Raw genomic sequence first — 14,442 nt, 5'->3', positions numbered from 1 at the left:
TCTTAACCTCTCCCGTCTTATACTCAGGCTATCTTAATTTTAATAGACCATTAAGAATGCCATATGAAGCCAATCGCTCATACCAACCTTATAGACCCAACAGCCGAGCATAGTTCTGTCAACCAAACAGCACATGATAGTGTACTCGCGGCTGATAGCTTTGCAAGTCATACCAAAGGTAAAACGGGAATCCTTCGCATTATAAAAGCCACTAGTTACTCTATAGATGGCTTTAAAGCCGCATATAAATTGGAAGCGGCTTTTAGACAAGTTTTGTGGCTCAATCTTATACTGCTAGCTGCTGTCATCGTTATGCCTTTTGCGCTTGGTATAAAAATGATGCTGGTCGTCGCTTCTTTTATGTCGTTGATTGTTGAGCTAATCAACACAGGTATCGAAGCTTGCGTTGACCATACTTCAACCGCCAAACACCCACTCGCAAAAATCGCAAAAGATGTTGGCTCTGCGGCGCAGTTCTTAGCGTTAAGTTTGTTAATGGTTTTATGGGTAATGGCATTATCTGCTCTACTTTATTAAAGTCTGCTCTATTTTATTAAAGCATGGCGAGCATTCGTATAACAGCGCAACACGCTGCTAGCACCATCTTAGACAAACAATGAAACGAAGGTCGTATTAGGATCTATCAACATCGCATATACGTTATCAGGTGTAGTCATGACTTCAGAAAACAACGCAATGACTTGGGACTGGCTAAAACTACTGTGCGTGACCATCATGGCCACCTTGGTTTTTGAGCATAGCCAATTAGATGTACGCATCAGTGAGCTTTTTTATAATAATGATCACTGGCTACTTGAAAAAGGCGCGCAGCCTTATGCATTTATCTTTTATGATTTGCCCAAAGTATTATTGATTATATTGGCTGTCTACCTCATAGCGGTTTTAATCATCAAGTATAGACAGGCAAGGCTTAATGCTACTGCCTTAAACCGTAATAAGTATAATCGTAGTAAGCTCAGTCATAATAAGCTTGATAAATTTCTACTTCCTTTACCTATGCGCGAGATTGGCTACCTACTGATTATATTGGCGATTGTACCTGCTATCATTGCCACGCTCAAAGGCGTCACCCATGTTAGTTGCCCAAATGACTTAGTTATTTTTAATGGGGATCTGCCCTACCTCAATCTTTGGCAAAACATCGTAGCAGCAACGCCTGCCAGATGCTTCCCAGCAGCTCACGCCAGCGCAGGGTTTTCTTTATATGGACTGGCTTTTTTACCGACACTAAGAAAACACCGCTACCAGATAGTCATATCAGTAACTGTTTTGGGCTGGACAATGGGACTGTATAAGATGCTGTTTGGCGATCATTTCTTTAGCCATACATTGGTCTCAATGCTGCTGTCATTAACGATAGCCTGTATGCTCGCAGCCCTATTTTTCAAACAATCAATTAAGAATAAAACACACAGTACTAGCGATGATAAAAGACATACTGGTCTTAGCTTGTCTAGCATTGAGCACTCTAACACTTAAAGTTAGCACTTAGGTTCAGTACTTTGAATTGACGTTCGGGCATGACAGAGTTGTTCATTATCTCTTTACTAAAATAGCACTACTAAGTATTTGAAAAACTCTGTATAAATAATAAACAATCACTGGCTTATTGTTAAGCAAACGCAAGGATAGCGCTTGTGAATAAGCTCCTCTATATCAAGAGGCTGTAAAGGAATGTAGCTATGCGCTTGTTGTCTATTGGACCAAAACCTTCGCATGTCTATTATTTTTTGACCATTCCATTATTGCTCGTGGGCGCTGCAAATAGCAGTCAAGCTGCCAGTTACGCTATTAATCCTGCCAACACTCATATTCGATTTGCTATCGAACACTTTAAAAGTTCATCCACGACTGGGGGTTTTTACAATATCAAAGGTCAATTGCAATACGATCCAAACCGAAGATCAGGCGACATCTCATTGATCATACCGATAAACTCCTTAAATACGGGCAACCCTTCTTTTAATGATAGTCTAACGGGGCCTGAATTTTTTGATATGCAGAGGTTTCCTTCAGCGCATTTTGAATCGACAAAATGGCATTTTAATCAAGATAAAAAAAGCCCGCAGGTCATTCGGGTAGATGGACAACTGACACTGCATGGCGAGACACACCCAATTAGCCTAACCGCGACTAAGTTTGATTGTTATCTAAACACGAGCATCAGAAAGGATGTTTGCGGTGGCGAGTTCACTGCTACGATTAATCGCACAAAATGGAATATCAATAAATTCGCTTGGTTCGGACTGACCAAAAACCTTGACTTAAGTATCAAGATCGAAGCCGCCAGACAGTAGTATTTTTAACGTTTCGCCACTGTCTTAATAGATACGGGTAGTTATTTGCAGAAAGCTTAAAAAGGAATTAGACATGATTCATTGGTATTATAAGAGTATTGCGAAACCACTTTCTGCCGTCATGCCAGCATTGTCATTTTCTTCGATAATAACACTGACATTGGGATTCAGCTTAGTGTCTAACGTCGTGATGGCAGGCACGGTCAGTTTGCCAAGAGATACTTTGCCCAGTCGAATAACCCTACCAAATGTTAGCCCTGCTAATAGTGTGCTTGCCAATCGCGGCGCTTACGTGGCGCGTACCGCTGACTGTATGGCTTGCCACCGTGATGACTATAGTGGCGGCGTACCAATTGAGACGCCCATTGGCAATATCTACTCAACCAATATCACACCATCGACGCGCTATGGTATCGGCAACTATACTGAAGCCGATTTCAAAAAGGCTTTGCAAAAAGGTCGTGCACCCAGTCATCAGCTTTATCCTGCCATGCCTTACCCGTCTTATCATGGCATGACAGATAAGGATATCAGCGCCTTGTTCGCGTACTTTCAGACCGTTGCTATCGTAGACAAACCACCTGAAAAAACCACTCATTTGCCTTTCCCGTTAAATATTCGTAGCTTGATGCTGGCATGGAATGTCATCAATGTGCCTTCTACCGAAAATCGCTCAGGGCTGACGAAAACTCAGCAGCGCGGTGAATATCTGGTCAATAACTTAGAGCACTGCGGTACCTGTCACACCCCGCGCAATTTAACACAAGGTCTTGATAAAGATCTTTATTTGTCTGGCGCGCCACTTGGTAAATGGTTTGCACCAAATATCACGCCTGACAACGATACGGGTATCGGACTTTGGAGCGAAATGGATATCGTGACTTACCTGCGTACAGGAACACTTGATAAGCGCGCTTATGCGGGCGGCCCGATGGCAGAAGCCGTGGCGCACAGTACGCGTTATCTTACCGACGAAGATCTGATTGCTATGGCATCTTATCTAAAAGTCGTTCCAGCCATTAAGACCGATGATTATTTGATACCTGTCAATGTCTCTCGTCTACCGCAACCAGTCAGCGATTCTATTACTTATGATTTACTTGAGCAAAAAGACTATCTGGCGCAGGCAAAAGCCGAGACGGTTACTAGTGTAGATAGCAGGATCAGTTCGCACGATGTAAATGATAGCAAGTCGCCAAAAGACTTATATCTCATCCATTGCGCCAGTTGTCATGGCGTCGATGGTTACGCCCAGCCCGATGCGCGCTATGCCTCCATTGTCGGTTTAAGTAGTATTCGCCGAGTAAAACCTGATGCGCTCGTTGGCGTGATTGCCTTTGGGGCAAAAGGTGCGTTTAACACAGCACCAAAAATGCCGGGGTTCTCAAAAGACTTAAGCCCTGCACAAATCGCTAGCATTACCAACTATGTACGAGTCACCTTTGGTGGTTTACCAAACAGCGATGTCAGCGCGGCTGACGTCACGCGCGTGATAAAAGAAAAAAGCTAGCCATAAAGAATATGCCTCAATTACTATTTTTGATAATACCGCAAAGACCAGCACGATAAGGATAATCCTATGAATGACCTGCTCCAGTCTCCCACGCGTCGGCAACTGCTCTCCATGATTGGCAAGACCGCAGGCGCGACCGCCATGTATCAAGCGATGACCACGTTGGGGTTTGCATCTGAGTCAAGCTTTAAAGAAGAGATCAATCTCAAAGGCGCACCGGCTGGCGCAAGTATCGTGGTTTTGGGTGCAGGATTGGGTGGTCTAACTGCTGCTTATGAGCTCCGCAAAGCAGGCTACAAAGTGACTGTATTAGAGTATCAAAACCGCGGCGGTGGACGTAGCTGGACACTCAATAGCGGTGACAAATATACTGAACTTGGTGGTGCTGAGGTCACTTGTGACTTCGAAAAAGGCAACTACTTTAACGGTGGTCCATGGCGATTGCCCATCCATCACTACGCGGTCTTTCATTACTGCAAAAAATTTGGCGTGGCATTGCAACCCTTTATCCAAACCAACGACCGAGCTTATCTACACCGTACCAATCACTTCAATGGTGCGCCGCAGCGCTTGGGCGAAGTACAGAGCGATATTCGCGGTTATGTATCAGAGTTATTGTCCAAAGCCGTCAATAAAGGCAGTCTCGATAGTACGGTCAATAAAGAGGACAAAGAAAAATTACTCGAAGATCTCAAGGGCTGGGGTGTTCTGGATAACAATTATCGCTATGTCAAAAGCCATGAGACGGGTAAGCATCGCGGCTATAGTGTGTATCCGGGTGGTGGATTGATGCCGGATGCCAAGCCATCAACGCCAATACCGATGGATAAGCTACTAGACTCAGGCATGTGGTCGGACATTTATAGCAACTATACCGTGCATGTGCATCAACCTACTATGTTTCAACCTGTCGGCGGTATGGGAAAAATCGGTGATGCATTCACGCGCGAGTGTCGCAAGATGATTACGTTCAATGCCAAAGTCACCAAAATCAATCAAGACGAAACTGGGGTCACCGTTGACTATGTCGATAGCAATAGCCCTGACGGTGCAGCCAAAACAGTGCGCGCAGATTGGTGCATTTGTACGATTCCTTTATCCATACTGACGCAGATTAATATCAATGTCTCCGCGCCAATGAAGCAAGCAATGGCAGCCGTTCCTTATGATAGCTCTTACAAAGTGGGCTTGGAGTTCAAACGACGGTTTTGGGAAGAAGATGAATGGATATATGGCGGCATCACCTATACCGACATGCCCATCTCACAAATCTCCTACCCGTCACAAGATATGTTTACCACAGGCTCTGGTGTCCTACTGGGTGCATATGGATTTGGGGAAGCCTCGTACAAATTTAACTCATTGACACCCAAAGAACGTATCAATGCCGCACTCGCCTATGGCAAACAGATTCATCCGCAATATACCAAAGAGTTCCGTTCGGGCACGTCCGTCGCATGGCACCGTATCCCTTGGTCGCTTGGCTGCTACGGTATTTGGAGCGAATCAAGTCGTGAGCAGTACTATGAAACATTATGCGAGATAGATCATCGTATCGTACTGGCAGGTGAGCACTGTTCGCACATTCCTGCGTGGCAAGAGGGCGCGATATTATCCGGTATGGATGCTGCCAAACGCTTACATCAAAAGGCCAAGAAACTTGGATAGCTAACTTTTGAGTAATGAGCTTTGAATAACCAGTCTGCCGTTGAAGCAAGGATGATAATAATGAAATTAAGGGTATTAGGAATATCAGGGAAATCTATAAATATGGTGACATCAAACCCGATAAAATCATCTAGCTCGCTCAGCTCGAGCAAAGTAATAATGACGCTCGTTGTTGGTGGGTCGATAGCGTTAACAACGCTGTCAGGCTGTAGTCAGTATAAAGCAGAAAACGTAGCCACTATCGCCAACCCACAGACAGCACCAATGATATTCGACAAAAATTTTGATAATCAGGCCAGTCGCAATCAGGGTGCATGGGGCGGCGTATATATGTCCAAAGCAGAATTGGCTGAGCCTACTGGCGATATTGTCGATGTGCGCTCAATACCAAACATGAGTGATGATGCCAGCATGCAGCAGTGGCTCACTAAATTTGAAGGCAGTACACAAGGTAAAAAGGGATTTTTTACCACTAATGGTAAAAAGCTCTATGATGACTCTTGTGCTGGTTGTCATATGCAAAAAGGTGAAGGCGCACAAGGCGCAGGCTACTATCCACCACTGGCCAACAACAGCAAGATGCAATCAAAGTATTATATTATTAGTGTCGTTATTAATGGTCTACGCGGTATGCCATCGTTCCACCGTATGATGAGCGATGAGCAAATAGCAGCCGTCACGCAATACGTGCATAGCGATCTCAATAACTTCACAGATACAGTGACTACTGCTAATGTCGCACAGCTACGCCATGACTTCCCACCAGGATCAGACCCTAGTGAGTAAGTAATGGAATAAGCAACTGAGTAAGGAGAGCTAGCCAGTTATTAAAGTATGCTATTTCGTAGAGAACACTCTACAAAACGCCACTGGATTTGATCCAATGGCGTTTTGTAGAAGATAAAAGTCACATCTTGTACTAGGTGAATAAACCTATAGAATAGTAGTATTCACATCAGTCTGAATCAACAGATCATGGTTACCATTGGTATCAGAGAAGCTATAAACATTATAATTGATACCGTCTTGAGTGGTAGTACCGCTATTTGTCCAACCTGTCGCAGTAAGACTCACGCTATCATCACCGTCACCATTGATAATTAGGTCCTTATCGGTCATGACCGTATCATTGATGATATCAAGCACATCACTGGTCGACAGATTGGTAAGTGACTGAGCACCATTACCCGTCATATCGATAACCTCAATACTTTCAAACTTAGATGAATCGAAAGTGCCAAAGTTAATTGTGGTATTTTCTTCATTAATGAGTAACGTATCAATGCCGTCACCACCATTAATAACTAAGTCGGCAGCATCAAATACTATCGTGTCATTACCCGTTCCACCATTTAACGTATCGGCACCAGCACCACCATCTATCGTGTCGTCATCGGCTCCACCACTAAGTATATCATTGCCTGATCCACCGCTAAGGATGTCATCTCCCGCATCGCCATTGAGGGTATCTTTGCCGCTGCCACCGATAAAGGTATCATTCCCATCACCACCAGAGTATTTAACAGCGGCTGTTTGATTGACTGAAATTAAAACATCATCTTCAGTCGTGCCGTTGAAAATCAACGTTGGGGCAATATTAACAGGAAGGTCTTTTGCAGCTATGGTCAGATTATTACCGTTTGCCGATTCAACCGTTTGCAAGCTAATCTGTAACGTACCCGTATACGGTGCGGCTGATTTGACAAGCAAATCGTTCAGTTGCGATGGTGTGACGCCTATAATGGTATAAGTGCCAGTAGCCGCATCAAACGTAACATTGTTTATAGCAGTGCCACTTTTAGTTTTTACATCGAGCACATCACCATACAGGTTAGTGCCCGTCAGTATCACATTGACCGTTTCACTACCATCAATATCGACCATAGCCGCGTTTAAGTTAAGTGATGTCCACTTGCCTTGAGAGCCAATCACAGAGCTAGGACTGAACTCAATAGCATCAGCAACTGGCGTCACATCAAGCGTAACGCTAAGCGGAGTACTCACTAGGCCACTATCACTAATCACACTCATTTCAATACCCGTAACGACACCGCTTTCATTTTCTGGCGCCGAAATAAAGATATTATCCGTGCCAGCTTGCAGTTTACTCGCCTCGATTGACCATGAATTATTATCAGCGTTAGTTGGTGACACACCATTATTACTGGCTAAAACTAGATCTCCTGACGCATTGGCATAATACACCAAGTAACCATTAGGTACGTTATCTAGGCTGATAGCAGCGGCGCTATCCTCCACAACACCTCCACTGCCATCGCTGTCACCTTGAATATCACTTAAACTAATCTCATAAGGTATGGCTATTAGGGTATCTTCATTACCTGTAGCAGTCACTGTTAATGGGTCATTATCTCCATCATTATTACCGACCCCAGCGATACTAAGCGCATCTGGCTGCGCAGCAACGCTAACATCATAGCTGTGCTGATACGTGATGATATTACCATCATCCGTTCCAGAAACATTGGTCACTTCTTTGTGATCAGCATCTACAGTAATGGTAGCACTACCATCAGCATTCGCAGCAGGGGTATATTGAACGATAACGCTATCAGGAGGATTAACTAAGTCTCCTGCACCATTGTTTAGATCAACTATATACTCACCGTTATTATCTGGTGTCAACGTTATACCGTTATATGTTAATACGCCAGCAATGCCTGATCCTGTCGTTAATCCTGTTTCATCGATCTTAATATACAACTTACCATCAACTAGCGACACATAATCGCCATCCGCAGTATTGGTTAAATTAATATTAATCGCGATCGGCGCGTCTTCATCGGTTGACACGATTGAAGTCTGACCATCGTTATCAAAAGCATCGGTGACAGGTTTGATTTCAACTTTAACATCATCAATTTTGAGATTGTCGTCTAAGCCTTCATCATTCAAGGCTGTAAACTCAACATCGAAGACAAGCTCTTGACCGACTTCATTGGTGCTAAAATCAGTAGGCGGCGTCAGTGTTATTGCTGCTAGTGCTTCATTAGGCGTTAAGTTAGCGCTCGCCTCTACACTGATAATCCATTGGCCTGCAATCTTCTGCACCTGCACGTCTGGATTGCTACTGGTCAATACCGTGTCGTCTGGTAAGTCGGTCAATGTGAAACTATAAGCACTCACTGTACTTTCAGCTTCAGAGTTTAGCGTCGCATTGATTAAAGTAGACAATACAATAGCGGCATCTTCTGGCTGAGGTACCGAGGTGACTGTCAGCGTATTGATTAAGTCTGGATCTACAGGGTCTATACCACCAGTACCGTTTCTTGCTAGCGTAAGTTTAAAGATTTGGCTATCACGTGCTTCATTACCGTCAATACCCTGCCCGTTAACATCTTGGTTAAAACCAACCACCGTAATGTCATAGATATCTGGACGTATGTTGACTATATTGGTATCTCTGATGAATACCAACTCATACTCTGGTGCTGGTGCCGCACCTGTTATCGCCGTATCTGGCACATCGACATACCAAGTATTACCAGCCAATATACCGCCTTCTACTCGAATACCGGCCGGCACGTTGCTGATTTCTAGACGGGTAAAGCTTTCTGAGCCATCTTGATCAGGTGAGGTTAATGAAACTGTGACCGAGGCTGTATCATTTGAGCCACTATTGTCGATAGTGCTATTAGGAGCCGTGTCCCCTGGCAATGTTATAGCCGTCAATGTTAGAGTCGGTTGGTCAGTGACAGCTTGGAAAGTAACATCTACTGATTTGCCAGTAATGACTGGTGATGTTGTGGTGATGGTTGAACCATCTGTTAATGTAGCCGTGTCGGTATACGTGTAATCAAAGGGTATGCTGACATCATCATCACTATGACGCTTGTCATCATCGTACATAATCTCAATGCGCTGATCTGGTGTATAGATATATGTCTCACCTGCCACCAGCGTAACTTCAATATTATCAACACGCAATGCGACTTCCCTGCTGATTAAGTCATCAGCTTTTAGAATTATGGTTTCTAATGCCTCATAACCAGTCGCAATATTTACCAGTGCTGTCGTGTCTGTACTAGTGTAAACAGAAAGGAAATTGACAGTCGTCCAAACATCCTCTGTCGCTAGCACTTGTGGGTTAGCCACTACACTGTCAGTCGCATCTGGTGTTATTAGCACCGACACATTTTGAGTATTATGCGTGGCACTATTACCAGAGACGGTTTCAGTGGTTGTACCAGTGATAGTAAAATCGACTTCACCAGCGAAGTTGCTAGGCGTTACCAGTTCCGCTGTACCATTTTTTAGTGCATCTAAAGATACAGACCAACTGCGTGTGAGGCCGCTACCACCTAAAAATACGGCACCTGTAATATCAAACCCTGTTGGCAAACCGGTCACTTTATAAGTGACTTGTTCGGCAGTGGGTACATTGCTGTCGTAAGCAGCAATATTGGCCGAATCAGAGAAGAACTCTGATAACGCAATATTACCAGCATCTTCAGCACCTACGTAGGTGTAATCCTTAGTGGTTTCTTGACCATCAGTAGCTGTTACTGTAGCGGTTTCAGTGGCTAGCGTATCATTCAATATAAGATCTGCCTTGCCAATAACGGCAACAGGTAAATTGAGTATGGCGCTAGATGCACTGATATCACCATCACTTTCTTCACTCACTGCAGACACTTTCAGATTGACTGTACCACTGTAGTTTTCAGCAGGAACAAAATAAAGGCTAGTCACGTCATTGGTATAGTTATTAATAATGGCTGTCTCGGTGACTTTACCAGTAGCGGTGTCAGTAACTGTGTTAGTAGGTACCAACGTTGAAACACCTGATGCATTAACAACATATAGCTGCGCGCCTACTGGAATATCTGTGATGGTTACGTTATAAATCTCAGAGCCATCATCATCACGCGAGCTTGGGCGAATTTGCAGCGCAATACCATTCGTCGGATTAACTACAGCAGTCGATGACCCGTCACGCATATTGCCACCCGCGAGTGCTTGATCTTCATTACCGTAAGATGGGTCAACGCCTAGTGAGACACTATCAGCCACACCTGCTACTTTAAATGTCAAATAGCTTTCACCACTGATGGCCTCGACATCCATGCCTGTATCTTCATCATAATCTATAGTTTTGGCTTCTACTTTGACCGCGGTCTCGGTACCACTAGCAAGGTTGAAGTCACTATAATCTTCTGGCGAGATAACAGTCACACTATTAAGATAGGCAGCTGGAATATCAACACCAGTACCACTATCAGTTAAAGTAATAGTGCTAGTACCGTCACTATAAGTGAAGACCGCGCCTTCAACTGCCTCAAAGCCGCTAGCATTTTTATAACCAAACGTTAGGTGAGCATAAGTCTGCTCAGAATCCTGAGGATTATTCGTATGGCTTTCTTGTCCAAAGTCGACCGTATCATCTTGGTTGGCCCAACCAGTGAGTAATCTAAATGCACCATCAACACCAAGGCTAAAGGCAATTTCTTCTTGTGCAACATTCGTGTATGCATGGTCTGGATTGATGGTTAGATCAGCTGTGCCATCACCATCAGTATCTGAAATGACACCGTCACCAACCTTTTCAGCCACCGGTGTAATCGTGACCGTCTGGGTCAATTCTGTTGTTGTACTAATCGAAACAGCACCTAAACCTCCGTCATCATCCAAATCTGCACTAGTTACTTCAAAAACAATGTCAGTATCTGTTGAAGATTGCGCAAGTGGCGTGAGCGATAAACTACTTAAGTTGGAAGTGTCTGTAATAGTAATAATAGATGTAGGAGTGCCATCACCTACTTGCGTAGTGGTACCGTCGCTATAAGTCCAACCTACTGGCAGGGTAAACCGAATCGCAGTGATGACTTCTTGAGTAAGGCTACCACTCGACTGATTATCCAGCACTTGGAAGTTGAATTCATCTAGCGTGATAGCCGTGTCTTCAATAGTTGCAACATCGTTCGCAGTCACTTGTCCCGCGACAGGCGTCACAGTCATATCTACTGTCACCGTACTGATCAGTTCAACCGTTTTGTTTCTTGGGGTCGAGTCAGTATCATGGTCTTGGGTATATAGAGATACCTCGATATTCTTCATATCGAGTGAATTATAGATGGCTGATTTAATACTAATCTTAGGTTCTGAGCCGCTACTCACAGCCAGTGTAGTCGATGTAGGTGAAGTGGCATTTACACCGATCAATACTTCACCGCTACTGTTAGCAGTGTACTCAGTGACGGTGTTACTGCCCGCAGGAGTAAACGATATGACCGCATCTGGCTGTAAGCCACTAATAACAAACCCATAAGTCTCGCGATTATTGCCACTACCTACCAAATCACCAAATGCAGTGGTAATTGGCAAAGCAACAGACTCGCCCTCTTGAGTGCTGACCGTATAAGTGTTACTAGCCACAACCCCTGTATCACCTGCCACTATAGTATAACCAAAGCTACTGGCATCATCACCAGTACCATTTTTGCTGGTGCTATCGGTCACTGCTTGCACGTCCACCTTTATCGTTGTGTTAGATGCAGCGCCTGCTACCCCTGAAACTATCGTACCTGTGCTATCGACCTCATATTCTGTCACTGACATGCCAAACGAGATATTAATAGCACTGTCTCTAGGTGGCGTTAGCGTCATCGCTTCAAACTCAGCAGTAGTCATGGTAATGGTTGGTGTACCAGGGCTACTAATGACATTCGCATCACTCAATAAAACCGTGATCGTCTGATTGGCAGTGGTTGTCGTAATACTGCTACTACCATAGTCTAAGGTCACACCTCTAGGTATGCCAGTTAGGGTAATCAAGCCGATACGTTCAGGGCTGTCATCTGTATTTGTTGTGAGATCAGTGGCATCGTTAATGATAGGTGCTTTTAGCCCTAGTACCACAGCGGTGTCTTCGTTCGTTGTCACTGATACGGCTGATAAAGTGGGCGCATCTGAGACTGGCGTCACGGTAATATCAAGCGTTTCAGAACCTGATGATCGGTTAGCATTACCAATTGGCAAGCCGTTCGACACATTAGCTGTAATGGTAGGGACAGTACCACTATAATTGGCAGTTGGCGTAAAGACGTAGCTGCCGTCACTATTCATAGTTATCTGCCCCACTATATTTCCATCTATAGTCACAGGCATTGCGGTATTTGTACCTGCCGTTACAGGTACTACCGTGCCATTAACCTCATAACTCTCTATCGTCAGCATCTCTCCAATATCAGGATCATCATTATCATTGGTAAAGATATTGCCAGTTAGGGTGCCGTCTTCGAGCATTGTCTCACTATCATTAACTAGAGCAATGCCGTCGTTTGTACCTGTGATCGTAACTTGGATATAACGAATTGCACTGGCACTGAGTTGATTGCCATTAGCGGCAGTCGTGATCCCTTCATTATCATTGACCTGTACAGCATAGCGAATCGTTACCGTCTCGCCAGGCGGGATAAAGTCAAGCGCAGTAGAGGAAGCATTAATATTCCAACTCGCCTCATTAGTAGACGTTGATGGTTGATTTACGCTAAATATATTTTCTAGTGCCACTTGTTGGTCTGCTGTTAATGACGTCAATGCAGTATTCGAACCAAAGGTAAAAAGGTTTTGGTTCGTTAGATAACTGAGAGTTAGCTCATTGCTAGTGTCCACATCAGTAAAGTTGATGGTACCTGTTTGCGTAATAACAGAGGTATCTGTTTGCTCTGTTATTTGTCTACTGTCTATGACACCGTTTGTACTGGCACCATTGGTGATTTTTGGTTGGTCATTGGTACCGGTAATGGTGATGGTCAGCGTTGAGTTTGCTAACTCACCATCTTGGTCTCTAAAGCTATAGGTAAACGTCTCCGTCAACGTCTCACCTATTGCCAGTGCTTGTACGTCCGTATTGCCGTTGCTGAGCGCGTAGTTGTAAGTACCGTCTGGGTTTTTAGTGATACTACCGTAGCTTGCAAACTCTGTACCCCAAGTGAAGCTTTGAGTCGGTGTGTTGCCCAAATTATCATTGGTTAATACGTTACCAGAATTTGAATCAACGCTCACATTTTCGATTAAGCTTAATGTGTCTGCTACTGCTACTGGCACGATGTTGTCGTTCACCCCGCCTGGAGTCGTACCATCAGTCGTACCATCATCATAGATCGTAGTGTTTACAGTATTGTTTACAGGATCAATAGTTACGTTACCTGTCGATACTGGTGCAATACTCGAAATGCTGACAGTAAAGTTCTCAGGGCCTTCAAAATTTGTGTCATCAATTAATGGCACTGTAATGTTGACTGATGTTTGGCCAGCTGGAATAGTGACCTCTTGGGTAACAGGAGCGATGTAATCTGTGCCATTACCGGTTGCAGAGCCTGCAGCAATACTGACGACCACACTAGTATCAAGGGCGCTTGGATTACTTAAACTGACCGTATAAGTAGCCGTATTGGCCGACCCATTGGCGGCTGTTTCACTTAGGTTTTCTGTACCTGTGATGCTGACCACTGGCTTATCACCATCAGTGGTGCTGCCGTCATTGGGGTTCCCGTTATCTTCATCAAACACGGTGCCTGTGGCACTGGCATTACTGCCAAAAGTGGCATTGGACGCATTGCTGATCGTAAGTACGATGTTTTCTGATTGCTCATAAATATTGTCATTAATCACAGTGACTGTAATAGCAGGGGCGCTCGTGCTACCTGCTGGTATCTTGACACTATCGCCATTCGTGAGAAAGTTTTGAATATCAGCAGTATTGTTCAGCGTGATCACTGCACCAGTGGCATCGGTATAGCTGATGCTGGCAATGTCAGCAGCGACTAGTGTACTACTGCCTAAACTAACCTTGACGGTGGTATCAAAATTACTGAGGTTGTTTTGAGCCACAGTAAATACTAAGGTATTGTCTACCCCTTCAATTGCTTGACCATCAGTGGCAGTAATACCAACCACTGGCTTATCGCCATCGACTTC

7 protein-coding genes are annotated in these 14,442 nt (G+C 44.4%); 6 read left to right on the top strand and 1 reads right to left on the bottom strand.

All coding sequences use genetic code 11. The annotated features are described in order from the left end of the window. Window positions 1-63: 63 nt before the first annotated feature. The 6 genes from B2863_RS13020 (at window position 64) to B2863_RS12995 (ending at window position 6,285) form a co-directional block, all read left to right on the top strand. On the top strand, window positions 64-537 hold the full coding sequence (locus tag B2863_RS13020; protein WP_296211337.1) for a diacylglycerol kinase: 474 nt from the start codon (window positions 64-66) through the stop codon (window positions 535-537). A gap of 138 nt (window positions 538-675) precedes the next feature. After that, complete coding sequence (locus tag B2863_RS13015) at window positions 676-1,500, top strand: PAP2 family lipid A phosphatase (protein WP_296211334.1); 825 nt, start codon at window positions 676-678, stop codon at window positions 1,498-1,500. A 203-nt stretch (window positions 1,501-1,703) separates the two neighbouring features. Then, complete coding sequence (locus B2863_RS13010) at window positions 1,704-2,318, top strand: YceI family protein (RefSeq protein WP_296211332.1); 615 nt, start codon at window positions 1,704-1,706, stop codon at window positions 2,316-2,318. 121 nt (window positions 2,319-2,439) lie between these two features. Beyond that, window positions 2,440-3,828, top strand: a complete 1,389-nt coding sequence (locus B2863_RS13005) for a c-type cytochrome (RefSeq protein ID WP_414706954.1) — start codon at window positions 2,440-2,442, stop codon at window positions 3,826-3,828. A 69-nt stretch (window positions 3,829-3,897) separates the two neighbouring features. Next, window positions 3,898-5,499, top strand: a complete 1,602-nt coding sequence (locus tag B2863_RS13000) for a flavin monoamine oxidase family protein (protein ID WP_296211330.1) — start codon at window positions 3,898-3,900, stop codon at window positions 5,497-5,499. Between the two features lie 102 nt (window positions 5,500-5,601). After that, complete coding sequence (locus B2863_RS12995) at window positions 5,602-6,285, top strand: c-type cytochrome (RefSeq protein ID WP_296211328.1); 684 nt, start codon at window positions 5,602-5,604, stop codon at window positions 6,283-6,285. 147 nt (window positions 6,286-6,432) lie between these two features. Here the strand turns inward: B2863_RS12995 and B2863_RS12990 are convergent, their stop codons facing one another. Continuing rightward, a complete protein-coding gene (locus B2863_RS12990) occupies window positions 6,433-14,421 on the bottom strand; it encodes a beta strand repeat-containing protein (protein WP_296211326.1) in 7,989 nt (2,662 codons plus the stop codon). Window positions 14,422-14,442: the final 21 nt, after the last annotated feature.

Origin of the sequence: Psychrobacter sp. UBA3480, assembly GCF_002377945.1 — a bacterium.
Lineage (GTDB): Bacteria > Pseudomonadota > Gammaproteobacteria > Pseudomonadales > Moraxellaceae > Psychrobacter.
The sequence above is the reverse complement of the archived record's forward strand: the minus strand, read 5'-3'. Positions and strand labels throughout refer to the sequence as shown.

Bases quoted from the DNA above. Each gene is read 5' to 3' on its own strand.
- B2863_RS13015 (WP_296211334.1), top strand. From the start codon at position 676: ATGACTTCAGAAAACAACGCAATGACTTGGGACTGGCTAAAACTACTG.
- B2863_RS13005 (WP_414706954.1), top strand. From the start codon at position 2,440: ATGCCAGCATTGTCATTTTCTTCGATAATAACACTGACATTGGGATTC.
- B2863_RS13020 (WP_296211337.1), top strand. From the start codon at position 64: ATGAAGCCAATCGCTCATACCAACCTTATAGACCCAACAGCCGAGCAT.
- B2863_RS12995 (WP_296211328.1), top strand. From the start codon at position 5,602: ATGGTGACATCAAACCCGATAAAATCATCTAGCTCGCTCAGCTCGAGC.
- B2863_RS13010 (WP_296211332.1), top strand. From the start codon at position 1,704: ATGCGCTTGTTGTCTATTGGACCAAAACCTTCGCATGTCTATTATTTT.
- B2863_RS13000 (WP_296211330.1), top strand. From the start codon at position 3,898: ATGAATGACCTGCTCCAGTCTCCCACGCGTCGGCAACTGCTCTCCATG.